The following is a 14,807-nucleotide window of genomic DNA, read 5'->3' on the forward strand; positions in this document are numbered from 1 at the left end:
AATATTGTTGATGAAGTATGTAAGGCATGGAATGACTTTGTCAGCATCCCTCTAAGAGTAAAAAGCATGTGCTTTAGAGACTGGATGAAACTGACCAGTTAATTTTACAGATTGGTATTAAACAATCCCTGTTGACTAATGTCGACAGGGATTTTTTCGTTTTAATATTTCAAATTTTAAATATTTTTATGAATCCTAAGCTTGTTTTTGGTAGCATCATTACTCCCTTTGTTAGAGAAATAATCATGTCTAAAAAAATAATCCGTATTGCAACTCGTCATAGCCCTTTAGCAATGTGGCAAGCTAATTTTGTAAAAGCAGAGCTCCTAAAACATCATCAAGATTTAACGGTTGAATTATTACCTATGAAGACTAAAGGAGACATTATTTTAGATACTCCTTTAGCAAAGGTCGGAGGTAAGGGGTTATTTGTTAAAGAGTTAGAAGTAGCGATTCTAGAAGATCGTGCTGATATTGCAGTACATTCAATGAAAGATGTACCTGTTGATTTCCCTGAAGGCTTAGGTTTGAGTGTTATTTGTGAAAGAGAAGATCCTCGTGATGCCTTTGTATCAAATAACTTTAAAGAACTCTCCGAGCTACCTCAAGGTGCCGTTGTCGGCACATCTAGTTTAAGACGCCAGTGTCAAATTCGTTCATTACGACCTGATCTCACTATTAAAGATTTACGTGGTAACGTAAACACTCGTTTACGCAAGCTTGACGACGGCGAATACGATGCCATTATTCTTGCTGCTGCAGGGTTAATGCGCTTAGAAATGCATCAACGTATTGCGAGTTATATCGAACCAGAAGTAAGCCTCCCAGCGGTTGGACAAGGTGCTGTCGGTATTGAGTGTCGTTTAGATGATCAACAGACTGTGGATTTATTAGCGCCGTTAAATCACGATATTACCCGTTTAAGAGTCACTGCTGAAAGAGCGATGAATCTTGCTCTTGAAGGTGGCTGTCAGGTACCTATTGGTAGCTTTGCATTAATAGATGGCGATCAATTGTTCTTACGTGGATTAGTAGGTAGCGTAGATGGTAAAGAGATTATTAGAAAAGAGATCACTGGCCATGTGGATCAAGCTCATGAATTAGGTGAAACACTAGCTCATCAATTATTGGATGCTGGGGCTAAAGCCATTTTAAGTGAAGTTTATAAGTGAAAACTGAATCACGCCTGCTGATCACTCGTTTTTCTCCTAAAGCAGAATTATTGGCGCTGGAGTTGAATAAGGTTGGTTGTTTTTCAATTGCTCAACCCTTATTAAGGATTGAAGCTTTAGAAGACGCATTAACTACTGAGAAATTTGTTAATGGGTATTATGATGTTGTTATCGCTGTTAGTGGTAACGCTGTAGAATGTACTAAACGATTGATAAATAAAGAATGGCCCAAAGCCACTTATATTGCTGTAGGTGTTTCGACACAAGCTTTATTGAATGGCGTAATTGAAAACGAAGCTTTAGTACCAGAAGATAGTGCTGATAGTGAGGGCTTATTAAACCTTGAATTATTACAATCTATACAGGGAAAACGTATTTTAATATTACGAGGCCAAGGAGGACGTGATCTTTTAGATAAAACCTTGGCTGCGCGTGGTGCAGAGGTGACATTTTTAGAATCCTATAAACGCGTTAAACTTGATCTAAATGGCATAGAGTTAGTTAATAATTGGCAACAAGCGTCAATAAATGGTGCTATTATCAGCAGTACTGAAATTTTAAATCAATTATTTACATTAGTACCGAATAAATATAAAGATTGGTTGTCGAAGTTAATTCTTTATGTGCCAAGTAGTCGTGTTGCTCAGCAGGCATCATTATTAGGTGCAAGGCAAGTTGTCATTCTACCTAGTCTACGGACAGAGAGAATAGTGGAATTTTTTAAAGAAAATAATGGGAAATGTAAGTAACCCATTCGTTTTAAATAGGAAAGTTATGACTGATACTAATATAGATACTCAAGATATTTCGACTGAGCCTGAAGTCGAGATGACATCTAAAAAACCTTCTCGTTTACTTGCTGTTATTACTTTATTGTCTATTGTGCTTTCTGTTTGTGCGATAGCTGGGGCTTATTATCTTTATACAATAAATGCGTCTAACAATATTGCTTATCAACAACAAGCTCAACAACTTACTTCTAAAATTGAGTCTCAAGCTGCTTTACAAAATACACTACTTGAACAATCTCAATCAATGACAGCAGATTTTAAAAGCAAAGTTGAACAATTGAATCTACAACTTTTAGATGTTCAAAATAAAAACAAATTATACAGTTCAGATGTGCAATCATTACAGCGTAGTCTTGCTGAAACTAATGTACGTCACCCTAATGATTGGATCTTGTCTGAAGTTGAATACTTAATTAATTTATCAAGTCGTAAACTCTGGTTGGAGCACGATTTAATTTCAACAATTGCGTTATTAAAAGCTGCTGATCAGCGTGTTATAGAAATGCGTGACCCAAGCTTAAATCCCTTACGTAGAGCATTGCTTGAAGATATTAATATGCTTGACGAATTACCAGAGCATGACGTAGATAGTACGGTGTTAAAATTATCTAGTTTAGAGCGCCGCATCGATAAGTTATTAATTTCTGGCCTAGAAATGCCTGAGATTAAAAGCAAGAAAACCGATGAACTGTCACAAGATGTAGGTGATTGGAAAGCAAACCTAAATAAATCATGGCACGCCTTTATTGAAAGTTTCATTATTATTTCTCATCGTGATGTGTCTGTGGAAGCGTTACTTTCACCAGAGCAAGCTTGGTATTTAAAAGAAAACCTTAGAAATAATCTTGCTAAAGCTGAATTTGCAATTTATAGAGAACAGCAAGCGCTTTACGATTTTTCATTACAAAATGCACTGCAGCTTGTTGATCAGTATTTTGATATGACTGATAAAAGTAACCAGTCTTTTTATGCTCAAATTGAAGCGCTTAGCCAGCAAAAAATTACTTTTACTTACCCTGATCAATTCAAAAGTGCCCCTGTACTGGCACGTATTATTGAGCAGCGTTTGACTAAATCCCTTATGCTTCAAGAAGCGGAGTAACTCATATGATTAGATTGTTAATTATTATCGTTGCTTTATTGGCAGGCCTTATCTTTGCGCCAGAATTAAGTGCTAACAGAGGTTACTTACTTGTTTCTTTCGATCGCTATACCACCTATGAAACCACTATCATTAATGCTGGTTTTATTGTCCTATTACTTTATGTCGTATTACTTGTTTTAGAATGGATTTTACGAAAGTTATTATCGATGAGCAGTATTACTCGTGGTTGGCTTGGAGAGCGTAAAATACGTCAAGCACAACGCGACAGTTTACTAGGAATGCTAGCTTTATTAGAAGGTAATACAAAACAAGCTGAAAAATTACTATCCAAATCTGCGGCTCGTAGCGATGCGCCTGCATTAACATATATTGGTGCTGCTCGTGCTTCCCATCAAAATGGTGACTTTGTAAAGCGTGACAAATATTTAGACTTAGCGAATAAAGCACCGGGTTGTAAATTAGCGGTGGGTTTAGTCTCTGTTGAGCTTCAACTAGATGCGAAACAATTTGGTGAAGCACATCTTACATTAAAAGAGTTAGATGAAAACTTCCCTAAAAATAAGCAAATCTGTCAGTATTATTTATCTATCTATCCAGGATTAAATGAATGGCAAAAACTGATCACGTTAATTAGTACACAACGCAAACTACTTGGTTTGAATGATCAAGAATTTCTTGAGTTGGAGCTACATGCTCATCAACAATTATTCCAACAGCTAGCTTCAGAAAGTGGCTCTGCATTATCCGATTATTGGAATAAAAATGTTTCAAGAGCAATGCGTAAAGAATTATCTTATCAAAAAGCAATATTATCGGCTTATATTGATCACGGTTGTGGAAAGTTAGCACAGGAGTTTTTATTAGATAAACTTCAACATCACTTCTCTTTACCGCTTTTAAGTTACTTGCCTCAAATCCAAGTAACTGATCATTACGCTTTAATTACTTTCCTTGAGAAACAGTTAAAACGCAGTGAGTACGCGGGATATACTCATCAAGCATTGGCGCATTTGAAGCTTAAAGAAAATCGTCCTGAAGCGGCAGTTACTCATTTTGTGGAAAGTGTTAAAACATTGCCCAATGTTGCAGACTACCAATTATTAGCTTCTTTATTAGCAGATCAAGGCAAGCCTGATGACGCTAACTTATATTATCGCCAAGGTTTAGAATATGCAGCCAAGCCGGCAGGTTTAGTTGAGTTAAACCAAGAAAACTAGTCCTAAGCAACTCGTTTAAATAGAACGAACCCACAAAGATATTTATGATTGAAGATATTTTATTCTTTAATCATAAATATGTCATAGCGAGCGGGTATAATAAGTATTTATTTACTTTTTATTTAAACAGGTTACCCAATGAGTTTACATCCCACTTTTCCGCTTCGTCTTGAACAAGGCTCAGCACAACTAATCCTAACGCCTTGTCCTGGTACGAAAGATATTTCCTTAACGTCTTCATTAAAACAGCTAAAAGATAGTGGTGTGAGTGCTGTTGTGACATTAATGACTTCTGCTGAGCTTAGTGCATTATCTTTATCTGACATTTCAACTATTACCCGTTCATTAGGTATGCAGTGGTTTCATTTAGCTATAGAAGATGATTGTGCGCCTGATGCGAGTTTTAGTGAATCATGGAAAACAGCTGGTCCTGCTATTCATGAGTTATTAAATCGAGATGAGCATATAGCGGTTCACTGTAAAGGAGGTTCAGGACGCACAGGTTTAGTTTCTGGACAGATATTAATAGAGCGCGGTGAGGAACTCTCCCAGGTTATCGAGAAAATACAAAAGCTAAGACCTAATGCTTTTAAGTTAGAGAAACATATCGACTATATTAAATCGGTAGAGAAAAACGTCATAAATAGTTAAAAATATCTCATCTAGAGTGGCGAGAATGTTTGTGATGTTATAATATAACAAGACTATTTCAATTGGTTTTAACTATGTTACTCATTTTAAGCATTTTTGCCTTGTTCTTGGGCCCTATCACTTACCGTTTATTACAGCGACAACCTGGATGGGTAGATCTTTTAGATGCCTTCATTTTTGTCAGTATCTCTGGTTTAGTTCTATTTCATATCTTGCCTGAATTATTACATGAAGGTGGTTTGTTTGTTTTAGTGTTAACGGCTTTAGGCTTGTTAGCGCCTTCTTTAATCGAAAAATACTTCCATCAAGCAGCCAATAAAGCACATAACACGACTTTATTTTTAGGTGTGTTAGGGTTGGTTTTACATGCAAGTATAGATGGCACTGTGCTTTTAGCGGATCAAGCAAATCATACTGAGTGGTTATTGGCATTAGGCGTTTTATTGCATCGTTTCCCTGTTGGTTTAACCATTTGGTGGTTATTACGTCCTCAATATGGTGTTGTTTTACCTTTTGTAGTGATCATTAGTATGTCGATAGCCACTTTACTTGGCGCTTCTTACACAGAATTCTCGGTCGCACAATTAGATGGTGAACTATTGGCTTGGTTCCAAGCATTTGTAATGGGATCAATCATGCATGTTGTCTTGCATAGACCATATCTCCATAACCATAAAAAACATCATGATAAAGAAGCTAAAGAGCATAAATATGCGGCGGGTGTGGGTAGCTTCTTAGGATTAGTCGCTTTAGGTTTTGTTTTGTTACCGCATTGGTTGGGCTATGTACAACATGTTCATGGTGCTGAAGAATCTCCTGTTGAAATCACTTCGGTGTATCAAGATCATGCCGCACATGAAGGCCATGAGCACGAAGCCGATGAACATGACGCGCAAGGCCATGAGCACGAAGCCGATGAACATGCTGCACATGAGGGTCATGATCACGAAGCCGATGAGCATCCTGCCCACGAGGGTCATGAGCACGAAGCTGATGAGCATCCTGCCCATGAAGGACATGATCACGAAGCTGATGAGCATGCTGCCCATGAAGGACATGATCACGAAGCTGATGAGCATGACGCCCATGAAGGTCATGATCATGAAGCCGAACAACATAACACTGCGTTAACCTTAAAAAACTTTGCAAAATTAGCTTTATACAGTGCTCCAATGCTGCTTTTTGCTTATTTATTAAGTGGTTTAATGCATTACTTTAAGCCAGACTTAAATGTTTTACCTGAAGAGAAAAAGAAAGGGTACTTTAAAGATGCAGTGAAAGGTGCGCTTTATGGTTTACCTTTACCTATTTGCTCTCCTGCCGCGAGTAAAATGCATCAACAATTATTAGGCTTAGGTGTTAATCAAACTTTTGCGACGGCCTTTTTAATTGCAACGCCAATTATTGGTTTTGATGCGCTTTTAATTTCAATACCTTTATTGGGAGAACAATTGGTCTTATTACGTTTTGTTTTTGCCATTATCTTTGCGGTCTTTATTGCATGGCTATTAGGTAGACATTTTAAAAAGCCAATTTCTAATGTGGTTGTACAAACCTGCGCAGGCGCAAAACCTAATTCTCGGTTTATTACGGCTATTAAACAAGGTTATCAACACCAGTTAGATCATACCGCTCCTTGGGTTATTTTTGGTTGGGCATTAGCGGCAACACTGTCCGCGACACCTGCTTGGGCTTTCTTTGAGCAAGCATTGTGGTTACAGGTATTAGTGATGGTTGCTATCGCCTTTCCATTTGCATTATGTGCAACAGGTATGACGCCTGTTATTGCTGTGATGTTAATTGCAGGTTTATCACCGGGGGCAGCCATTGCTTGTTTATTAATTGGTCCAAGCATTAGTTTAGATCTATTGAAGCAATTAAAGCATCAGCAAGGTTTCTTTGCTGCTTTTGCTTTTGCTATGTTGATGCTAGTGGGATCATTCTTAATCGGGTTATCGCTAAATCAATATATTGATGCATTCCCATTACCTTGGTTAGGTGAGCTTGTTGCAGATTTCTCTTGGTGGAATTACGCGAGTTTATCAATTATTTTAGTGTTGTATTTTGCATCGCTATTGCGTCGAGGTGCACGTGCATTTATTGCTGAGTTATTACCGAAAGGATTGCTAGAGCACAATCATCATCACCATCATTAAAAACACTCCCCTCATCATATTTGGTGAGGGGAATGTTTATTGATTAGGCAAATCTAGTTTCTAAATAGCTAATAATATCTGAAGACTCATACATCCAAGTTACTTCATTATTTTCTTCAATGCGTAAGCAAGGTACTTTAATTTGCCCACCTTGTTCTGCAAGCTTTTGTTTATTTTCTGCTTTTTTTGCATCAATTAACGTAATATTAAGTGCTTTTCTACGCATAGCGCGACGGACTTTTACGCAAAAAGGGCAAGCTTGATATTGAAATAATTGTAAATGTTGAGTTTCTTGATCAACTTTTTGTTGTTCAGCCACTGGTCGTTTTAGTTTTTTAGGTGCAAAAATAAAATTTAAAATTAAAATTAAACGGCCTAATAGCCAACGAATTATTTTCATTTTTTTCTCTTTGTAGTGATATTGTTAAAACAAAAGTGTAACCGATCCCTTTAGGGTATAAAAGAAGTGTGTATAAAAGAAATTTAGGTTCAAATAATAAACAACTTAATCTGCTATTAAGGAATTAAATGACGACTCCAGCATCTCCTTGTGTTTCTCGCTGCTGTTTAACAGAAGAAAAAATTTGTTCAGGTTGTTACCGTAGCCTTTCAGAAATAATGGAATGGTCGAAAGCTTCCAACAAACGTAAACAAATAATCGTTGTTAACGCAGAACAACGTCAGCATCAACAAAATTAATTAATAAACTTTATTGAAAATGGAAAAATAATGAAACAAGAAAATACGATAAGTATTTTAGGTAGTGGTTGGCTAGGGCAACCATTAGCTGAACATTTTAAAAAATCCGAGTATTGTGTCCATTTATCAACGCGCTCGTTAGATAAAGCAAAGCAACTAGAGGCGTTAAATGTTGAACCCTATATTGTTGATATTGAAAGTCTGACTGATACTATTCAGCCATTCTTAAACGCAGAAATATTAATCATCAATATCACTTGCAAAGCTTTGTCTGCTTATCAACATTTATTGAGCGAAATAGAAAAAAGCCCGATCAAAAAGGTGCTGTTCATTAGTTCGACTTCTGTTTATCCAAGCCACTACGGACTTTGTAAAGAAGATGAACCATTATCCGAAGAAACAAACTTAAGATGCATTGAGAAGCTGTTTACTGAGAGTACTCATTTCGAATGTACTGTGATTCGTTTTGCTGGCTTAATTGGCGCTAAACGCCATCCAGGGCGTTTCTTTGCATCAGGTAAAAGTGTTACAGATGGCAATGGGAAAGTAAATTTAATTCATCAAGATGATTGTCTTAAATTAATCGACACAATTATTGCGCAAAAAGCATGGGGAGAAATTTTCAATGGGTGTGCAGATAACCATCCAACTAAAAAAGATTATTACTGCAGCATGGCTAGATCATTAGGCTACCCTGAGCCGGAATGTGTGATCCTAGAAAACAGCGCAACTAAAGTAGTGTGTAATCAAAAGATAAAAGACCAATTGGGTTATGAATTTATATATCCCGACACTTCAAAGATAGTTTGGTAAATTAATTTTTTCTCCTATTAAAAACTCCCTCACTTTTGTTAAAGGTGCTAATTTTACAATTATGGATTGGCTAGCTTGGAACCAACTTCCCGTCACTTTGGGTAATATTGTGGGAGGTTTAGGTTTTACTGCAGTGACTTTGTATGTAACGCACGCTAAAACCAAACCTGCACGTAATGCTTAGCTTATACCGACTGTTTAATATCGACTGCTTAATAGCGAATAAGGAATATAACACTTCAATAAATACTAAAAAGGCGCTGAGATAGTTATATCTCAGCGCCTTTTTTATCATTAAATAGAAGCCTAATGAAACAGCGTTGCTATGTAATGAAAATTAAATAACGCTTGCTGTCATATCTTGGTATAACCAGAACATGTAACCGATATAACCTGCTAATAATAATAGACCTTCAAAGCGACCTAAAATGCCACCTTTACCTTTACGCCAAGCGATAGAGAAGATCATTAATGCGACCGTTAGGGCAACCATAACAGGGTAATCTCGAGTTAATACTGCAGGATCAAATTTATCCGCATGAATTAATCCAGGTAATGCCATTACACCTAGAATATTAAACATATTTGAACCGATGATATTACCTACGGCCAAATCAAATTCTTTTTTACGAGCTGCGGCTAGTGTTGTTGCTAATTCAGGTAAGCTTGTACCAATTGCAACCACTGTTAACCCAATAATCAAATCACTTACTTGGAAGAATTCAGCAACTTCAACTGCACCCCACACTAATAAACGAGAAGAGCCAATAAGAACGGCAATACCAATGATTAGCCATTTTAAAGCAACACCTTTACTTACTTCTTCAGGTAACTCGTCTAAAATTTCTTGTGGTAAGTTATCTTCACCGTGACTTTTTGCTTCTTTGATTGTAATACCTAACATAACAAACAACATTGCAAGTAATAACATGCCATCTATGGTGCTAAGAAATTGATCTAGTAATAAGTAATAGCTTAATCCCATGATCAGCAGTAATACTGGCATTTCACGTTTAAGCAGTTTTGAATTGATATGTAGTGGATAAAATAAAGCGGTTAAACCTAACATTAAACCAACGTTAGTGACATTAGAGCCAATTGCATTACCAATTGAAAGTCCTGTGTTGCCATCCATTGCCGCCATTGCTGACACTAACATTTCCGGTGCTGAGGTGCCTAAACCTACAATAACAACACCTACAATAAGTGGTGAAATTGAAAAGCTGCGGGCTGTATTAGATGCGCCTAAAACGAATTTATCTGCACTCCAGATAAGTAGTGCAAAGCCAGCTAGGATAGCCAACACGGGATATAATAAAGTAATCAAAATTTCCTCCTGAATTTTTTGAGAGATGCATACTCATTATCCCCTTTATTGGTAATGAGTATATAAAAAAACGCTGAGCACTTTCATGCTCAGCGTTTTTTTAAATTTATTAAGTCAATTGGTATTTAACCACGACCTTCTGCAATAGCAGCAACAGCAGCTAATTCAGCTGCTTGTTTTTCATGTTTTTCTTGACGGTCTTGAATATCCATTAATTCATTAGTGATCAAGTTTTCTTCGATTTCACGTAATGCGATCACGGTTGGCTTGTCATTCTCAGGGTCAACTAAAGGTGTTTTACCTTGTGTTGCAAGCTGACGAGCTCTACGAGAAGCCATTAAGATTAAATCAAAACGGTTGCCTACTACATTTACTGCATCTTCAACGGTTACTCGTGCCATTGTTGAACTCCAAAAGTTAATTACATAAAAACGGGCGCTTATTATATGTGCTAAACAGTAATTGATCCAGCACCTTGATACAGAGATTTTACTTTTCTACCTATGTTAAATCAATATATCGGCTAACTTTGTGCTTTAAACATTACGGACACAATAATTCTTTAATGGTTTGGCGATGTTTAATTGCTTGTTTTGCTTGCTCACTTCTTAGTGAAAGTACAATGGCAGAGAATTCTTGCATCGCAATATCAAAATCATCATTGACGATTAAATAATCGTATTCATCATAATGCGACATTTCTGATTGCGCTTCTTGCATACGCTTAGCAATAATCTCTGCACTATCTTGACCACGTTTGTTTAAACGCGCTTCTAATTCTGCTCTGCTTGGTGGCAAAATAAAAATACCTTTAGCATTTGGCATCACTTCACGTACTTGACGGGCACCTTGCCAATCAATATCTAAAAGTATATCAATGCCCTTTGCTAAAGATTGTTCAATAGTGACACGAGATGTGCCGTAATAATTGCCAAAGACTTCAGCCCATTCAAAGAAAGCATTTTCTTCAATTAATTGTTTAAACTCAGCTTCACTCACAAAGTGATAATGTTCGCCATCAACTTCACCAGGACGTGGAGCGCGAGTTGTATGAGAAACTGAAACTTGTGCTTCGTAACTACGTTTTTCTGCTAATAGTGCTTTTATTAAGCTAGATTTACCTGCACCACTTGGCGCAGAGACAATATAAAGAGTACCAACCTGAGACATAATTAAATTTCCTAAAGCAGTTTATTTCGAGTTAATTGCTATTTTGTTGTTTGATTTTTGAACACGTAAATTTTTGTGTGCGCGATTATCGCTTATTTTGCGAATGAAGTCTTTTTAATCGGAAAATATTTTGTGGAAAGAGAATTAAAGTAGTGAGAAATACCACTTCTAGAATAAGAAGTGGTATGAATTGATTATTTTGTACGTTGTTGGGCTTTGAGCGCTTGTTTCTTCGCTCTATTTTCTTCTAATTGCGTTAAAGCATCAGATCCAATATGCGCTTGACCACGTTCTTTTGATAAACGAATTTGTTTTTCACGCTCTAAAAAACGTGCTTTCTGTTCTTCAGATAAACTATCGTGACAATGATGACAACTTACACCTTGCATATATTTATCTGATTTTTTGTCTTCTTCCGTGATTGGTAAACGACAGCCATGACATTGGTCGTATTGACCTTTTTCAAGCTGGTGGTTTACAGAAACACGATTATCAAACACAAAACACTCACCTTGCCACATTGTTTCTTCTTCTGGCACTTCTTCAAGGTATTTAAGCACGCCACCTTCAAGATGATAAACCTCATCAAATCCTTGCTCTTTTAAATAAGCAGTTGATTTTTCACAGCGAATACCGCCAGTACAAAACATCGCTACTTTTTTGTGTTTAGCGGGATTGAGGTTCTCTTTAACGTACTCAGGAAACTCTCGGAAATTAGTGGTTTTAGGATCCACTGCATTTTCAAAAGTACCAATACTGATTTCATAATCGTTACGTGTATCAACCAATAAAACGTCTGGATCGCTGATCAAAGCATTCCAATCTTTTGGTTTAACGTAAGTGCCCACTGTACGATTAGGATCAATACCTTCAACGCCCATGGTCACGATTTCTTTCTTAAGTTTCACCTTAGTACGGTAAAATGGGTTTTGAGTATCAAACGAAAGCTTAACGGTTAAATTAACCAATCTTGGATCAGACTTTAACCAATTAAGTACATTATCAATACCTTCTTGCTCACCAGCTATGGTGCCGTTAATACCTTCACTTGCGAGTAATAACGTACCTTTAACTTGGTTGGTATTCATTATGTTTAGTAGGGGAGTTTGCAGTTCTTCAAAGTTTTCTAAAGAGACAAAACGGTATAATGCACAAACAACAATATTTGACATACTTCTTTTCCTTATCTTGCTAACTGAAACGTAAATTCAGCGCAGTAAATGAGCTCGGCATTATACGAATAGAAAATTGTTAATCAATTGTTATCTGCTTTAGTCTTTTATCTTTTTGTTTGAGGGCCTTGTGTTGATTGAGATTGTTAACCCTCGGAGCCAGTTGTTAACGTTTGAAACGTAACAAGTTTTCAATATAACGCATCGCTTGTTGCGCGCTATTTTTTTGTCCTAGTACATGCGAGTTGGTTAATGCTCCTTCATGTAATAAAATTAACAAATCAATTAATAGCTTTTGTTTTTCTGGATTCGTTTCAAAGTCGTTTACTTGTTCTGTGAAAATAGCTTGAAAAGCTTTTTTATGGTTTAAGCAAAGTGAAGCGATATCTGGATTGATTGTTGAAAATTCAGAGATGGCTTGAGTAAAGTAACAGCCATTAAAGTCTGGTAATTCGGTTTGTTCGCCTTGGATCCATGCATCGAGTGTTTCAAAGACAATTAATAAACTGTCTTTACCCGGAACGGCAAATTTCAAACGAGCTTGAAGCTGTTGCATGATCTGCTCGTGATGCTGAGTGAGAGTCGCAATAATCAGCTCATCTTTACTTTGAAAATGGTTATAAAGTGTTTTTTTAGCCACATTCGCAGCTTTAATAATTTCGTTAATACCAACAGCATGAAAGCCTCGAGAATAAAAAAGCGCAAAGGCCGCATCTAGGATTTGTTTCTGTTTGATATTCATTATGTAAACTCCTAACCATTTTTGTTTGATATGTTTAACAATGCTACATGAAGTACGATCTGTCTAGTTGTTCTTATGATCTAACCGACACATTTCGATTTATTTTTCTGATTCAGCTTTTAGATCCCTTAAAACATCATGCAACGAAGCTTTAACTTGATGGCCTAACGCAATGATATTGTGATCTGGACTTACTAGATCAGGCACTTGATAAACCTGCATTTTTGCAGCAACAGCAGCAAGTACACCGTTATTTGAATCTTCAAAAGCAAGACAATGTTGTGGTGAAACATGTAACCGTTGTGCTGCTAATAAGAATATTTCTGGGTGAGGTTTACCGTGAGTGACTTCGCATCCACTACTGATATGTTCAAAGTAAGGTGCTAAGCCTGATAGCTTTAATTTGGTCGCTGCGAGTTCTTGATGCGTCGATGTTGCAACGGCAATAGGAATGTCTTTTTCCTTAAGCCAGTCTAACAATTCAATCACACCTTCTTTTACTGGAATCGCTTGGTTTTCAACAATAGGCCAATAGCCATCCATCCACGCTTTACGTAAAGTTGGGTAATCAATATATTGTGCATAATGATCCATGATCGCAATTTCAATGCCTTTAGCGTTACAACCAATAATTTTGACATAAGCACTTTGGACAAAAGGAAGGGATAGTTTTTTACAAGCTTTTTCAAAGGCTTGCATACAAACACGTTCGGTATCTAATAAAAGACCATCCATATCAAAAATGGCAGCTTGGTAAGGCATAAAAAATCTCAGCAATGAAAAATCTAATTATACCTGTGTAGACAATTTGTTTCACCTTTAGCTTGAAAATGTAAAAGGTACCTTAATTTTTATGATTAATGCACCTTATTTTCTAATAAAGTTTATTTTGCTGTTTTGAATTTCTCAAGGTTAATAAAACCAATAAAAATACCGGAAATAACACATAGACTCGCTGCAAGTTTAATTAAGCCGATCTCTTCTTGATAGAATAAAACCCCGCCTAATAAACCAAAAATCGGTACTAATAAAGTTAATGGTGCGACTGTGGTTAATGGATAAGTCACTAATAAACGGTTCCATATCCAATAGCCTAATAAGGTAACTGGATAAGCTTGAAATAATACTGAAAAAGCCACGCGGCCATTAAGCTGCTCAGGAAGTTGCATAAAAACATCAATGCCCGACTGTAAATAAACAATCACAAACAATGGAACTGGTGCACAAGCCATTGCCCATAAACTAAATGCAAAGATCTGTTTAGTGCCTGCTTTTTTAATAATGATGCTGGCAAGGCTCCAAGATAAAGCGGCAAACAGAATTAATAGTAAACCAGTGTTAGTCACTGAACCATCGGTCACGGTTAAACTAAGTAATAAACCACTTAGCGCCAAGGCCGAGCCTATTATTTTATTTAACGGTAATGCTTCTTTTAATAAGAAATAACCTAAGAATAAACCAAAGGCGACGTTCATTTGCAATAAAACCGATGCCATACCGGCACTCAATCCGGCTTCAATGGACCAAGTGGCCATTCCCCAAACGCCAATCGAAAAAATCCAACCGTAAGCAATTAAATACAACCATGAAACGTTAGGTCTTTTTACAAAGAAGATTGCAGGTAAGGCGACTAGGCTGAATCGAAAAGCAGTTAATAACAAAGGGTCAATTTCATTAACACCTAACTTGATCACTGAGAAATTCAGTCCCCATACAATCATGACGAGAATACCTAATATTAAATCGTTTCTTTTCATTACTATTCCTTTGATGACTACTTTTAAATGTTTTA

At 36.8% G+C, this 14,807-nt stretch carries 17 protein-coding genes; 9 read left to right on the forward strand and 8 right to left on the reverse strand.

The genetic code is table 11. The annotated features are described in order from the left end of the window. Positions 1 to 245: 245 nt before the first annotated feature. The 6 genes from hemC (at position 246) to E2R67_RS00980 (ending at position 7,092) form a co-directional block, all read left to right on the forward strand. The gene (hemC, locus tag E2R67_RS00955; protein WP_134289039.1) at positions 246 to 1,172 is read left to right on the forward strand and encodes a hydroxymethylbilane synthase; all 927 of its coding nucleotides are present in this window, start codon (positions 246 to 248) and stop codon (positions 1,170 to 1,172) included. After that, complete coding sequence (locus tag E2R67_RS00960) at positions 1,169 to 1,921, forward strand: uroporphyrinogen-III synthase (protein ID WP_134289040.1); 753 nt, start codon at positions 1,169 to 1,171, stop codon at positions 1,919 to 1,921. Before hemC ends, E2R67_RS00960 begins: the two co-directional genes overlap by 4 nt. Positions 1,922 to 1,946: 25 nt before the next feature. After that, positions 1,947 to 3,065 (forward strand): uroporphyrinogen-III C-methyltransferase, encoded by a 1,119-nt coding sequence (locus E2R67_RS00965; protein ID WP_166739288.1) that lies wholly within the window; start codon positions 1,947 to 1,949, stop codon positions 3,063 to 3,065. A 5-nt stretch (positions 3,066 to 3,070) separates the two neighbouring features. Further along, positions 3,071 to 4,285, forward strand: a complete 1,215-nt coding sequence (locus E2R67_RS00970) for a heme biosynthesis HemY N-terminal domain-containing protein (RefSeq protein WP_134289042.1) — start codon at positions 3,071 to 3,073, stop codon at positions 4,283 to 4,285. Positions 4,286 to 4,423: 138 nt separating this feature from the next. Further along, entirely contained in the window at positions 4,424 to 4,936 is a 513-nt protein-coding gene (locus E2R67_RS00975; protein ID WP_134289043.1) for a phosphatase domain-containing putative toxin, read from the forward strand. Between the two features lie 74 nt (positions 4,937 to 5,010). Further along, a complete protein-coding gene (locus tag E2R67_RS00980) occupies positions 5,011 to 7,092 on the forward strand; it encodes a permease (RefSeq protein WP_134289044.1) in 2,082 nt (693 codons plus the stop codon). 43 nt (positions 7,093 to 7,135) lie between these two features. Here E2R67_RS00980 and E2R67_RS00985 read toward each other — a convergent pair whose 3' ends face one another. Next, the gene (locus E2R67_RS00985; protein WP_134289045.1) at positions 7,136 to 7,492 is read right to left on the reverse strand and encodes a glutathione S-transferase N-terminal domain-containing protein; all 357 of its coding nucleotides are present in this window, start codon (positions 7,490 to 7,492) and stop codon (positions 7,136 to 7,138) included. 128 nt (positions 7,493 to 7,620) lie between these two features. Here E2R67_RS00985 and E2R67_RS00990 point away from each other — a divergent pair, with 128 nt between their 5' ends. The 3 genes from E2R67_RS00990 to E2R67_RS16800 are packed head-to-tail and all read left to right on the forward strand — an operon-like array spanning position 7,621 to position 8,788. Then, positions 7,621 to 7,791, forward strand: coding sequence for a DUF1289 domain-containing protein (locus tag E2R67_RS00990; protein WP_134289046.1), 171 nt, complete (start codon positions 7,621 to 7,623; stop codon positions 7,789 to 7,791). 30 nt (positions 7,792 to 7,821) lie between these two features. Then, positions 7,822 to 8,604, forward strand: coding sequence for a Rossmann-fold NAD(P)-binding domain-containing protein (locus E2R67_RS00995; RefSeq protein WP_134289047.1), 783 nt, complete (start codon positions 7,822 to 7,824; stop codon positions 8,602 to 8,604). A gap of 16 nt (positions 8,605 to 8,620) precedes the next feature. Then, on the forward strand, positions 8,621 to 8,788 hold the full coding sequence (locus E2R67_RS16800; RefSeq protein WP_508278620.1) for a hypothetical protein: 168 nt from the start codon (positions 8,621 to 8,623) through the stop codon (positions 8,786 to 8,788). 153 nt (positions 8,789 to 8,941) lie between these two features. On the opposite strand, the gene E2R67_RS01005 is transcribed toward E2R67_RS16800, so the two are convergent. The 7 genes from E2R67_RS01005 to E2R67_RS01035 all read right to left on the reverse strand — a co-directional run bounded on the left by E2R67_RS01005 (position 8,942) and on the right by E2R67_RS01035 (position 14,772). Next, entirely contained in the window at positions 8,942 to 9,931 is a 990-nt protein-coding gene (locus E2R67_RS01005) for a calcium/sodium antiporter (RefSeq protein WP_134289048.1), read from the reverse strand. Positions 9,932 to 10,056: 125 nt separating this feature from the next. Then, a complete protein-coding gene (gene rpoZ, locus E2R67_RS01010; RefSeq protein ID WP_134289049.1) occupies positions 10,057 to 10,332 on the reverse strand; it encodes a DNA-directed RNA polymerase subunit omega in 276 nt (91 codons plus the stop codon). A 142-nt stretch (positions 10,333 to 10,474) separates the two neighbouring features. Next, complete coding sequence (gene gmk / locus E2R67_RS01015) at positions 10,475 to 11,101, reverse strand: guanylate kinase (RefSeq protein WP_134289050.1); 627 nt, start codon at positions 11,099 to 11,101, stop codon at positions 10,475 to 10,477. Between the two features lie 194 nt (positions 11,102 to 11,295). Continuing rightward, positions 11,296 to 12,273, reverse strand: coding sequence for an oxygen-dependent tRNA uridine(34) hydroxylase TrhO (gene trhO, locus E2R67_RS01020; RefSeq protein ID WP_134289051.1), 978 nt, complete (start codon positions 12,271 to 12,273; stop codon positions 11,296 to 11,298). A gap of 166 nt (positions 12,274 to 12,439) precedes the next feature. After that, on the reverse strand, positions 12,440 to 13,015 hold the full coding sequence (locus E2R67_RS01025; RefSeq protein ID WP_134289052.1) for a TetR/AcrR family transcriptional regulator: 576 nt from the start codon (positions 13,013 to 13,015) through the stop codon (positions 12,440 to 12,442). 99 nt (positions 13,016 to 13,114) lie between these two features. Continuing rightward, positions 13,115 to 13,777, reverse strand: coding sequence for an HAD family hydrolase (locus tag E2R67_RS01030; protein WP_134289053.1), 663 nt, complete (start codon positions 13,775 to 13,777; stop codon positions 13,115 to 13,117). Between the two features lie 122 nt (positions 13,778 to 13,899). Beyond that, positions 13,900 to 14,772, reverse strand: a complete 873-nt coding sequence (locus E2R67_RS01035) for an EamA family transporter (protein ID WP_134289054.1) — start codon at positions 14,770 to 14,772, stop codon at positions 13,900 to 13,902. Positions 14,773 to 14,807 lie beyond the last annotated feature (35 nt).

The sequence above is a fragment of the Psychromonas algicola genome (assembly GCF_004378355.1).
Classification (GTDB): Bacteria; Pseudomonadota; Gammaproteobacteria; order Enterobacterales; family Psychromonadaceae; genus Psychromonas.

What these genes read in the sequence shown, in the direction of transcription:
- hemC (WP_134289039.1), top strand. Translation starts at nt 246, where the DNA reads ATGTCTAAAAAAATAATCCGTATTGCAACTCGTCATAGCCCTTTAGCA.
- E2R67_RS00965 (WP_166739288.1), top strand. Translation starts at nt 1,947, where the DNA reads ATGACTGATACTAATATAGATACTCAAGATATTTCGACTGAGCCTGAA.
- E2R67_RS00970 (WP_134289042.1), top strand. Translation starts at nt 3,071, where the DNA reads ATGATTAGATTGTTAATTATTATCGTTGCTTTATTGGCAGGCCTTATC.
- E2R67_RS00975 (WP_134289043.1), top strand. Translation starts at nt 4,424, where the DNA reads ATGAGTTTACATCCCACTTTTCCGCTTCGTCTTGAACAAGGCTCAGCA.
- E2R67_RS00980 (WP_134289044.1), top strand. Translation starts at nt 5,011, where the DNA reads ATGTTACTCATTTTAAGCATTTTTGCCTTGTTCTTGGGCCCTATCACT.
- E2R67_RS00985 (WP_134289045.1), bottom strand. Translation starts at nt 7,492, where the DNA reads ATGAAAATAATTCGTTGGCTATTAGGCCGTTTAATTTTAATTTTAAAT.
- E2R67_RS00990 (WP_134289046.1), top strand. Translation starts at nt 7,621, where the DNA reads ATGACGACTCCAGCATCTCCTTGTGTTTCTCGCTGCTGTTTAACAGAA.
- E2R67_RS00995 (WP_134289047.1), top strand. Translation starts at nt 7,822, where the DNA reads ATGAAACAAGAAAATACGATAAGTATTTTAGGTAGTGGTTGGCTAGGG.
- rpoZ (WP_134289049.1), bottom strand. Translation starts at nt 10,332, where the DNA reads ATGGCACGAGTAACCGTTGAAGATGCAGTAAATGTAGTAGGCAACCGT.
- gmk (WP_134289050.1), bottom strand. Translation starts at nt 11,101, where the DNA reads ATGTCTCAGGTTGGTACTCTTTATATTGTCTCTGCGCCAAGTGGTGCA.
- trhO (WP_134289051.1), bottom strand. Translation starts at nt 12,273, where the DNA reads ATGTCAAATATTGTTGTTTGTGCATTATACCGTTTTGTCTCTTTAGAA.
- E2R67_RS01025 (WP_134289052.1), bottom strand. Translation starts at nt 13,015, where the DNA reads ATGAATATCAAACAGAAACAAATCCTAGATGCGGCCTTTGCGCTTTTT.
- E2R67_RS01030 (WP_134289053.1), bottom strand. Translation starts at nt 13,777, where the DNA reads ATGCCTTACCAAGCTGCCATTTTTGATATGGATGGTCTTTTATTAGAT.
- E2R67_RS01035 (WP_134289054.1), bottom strand. Translation starts at nt 14,772, where the DNA reads ATGAAAAGAAACGATTTAATATTAGGTATTCTCGTCATGATTGTATGG.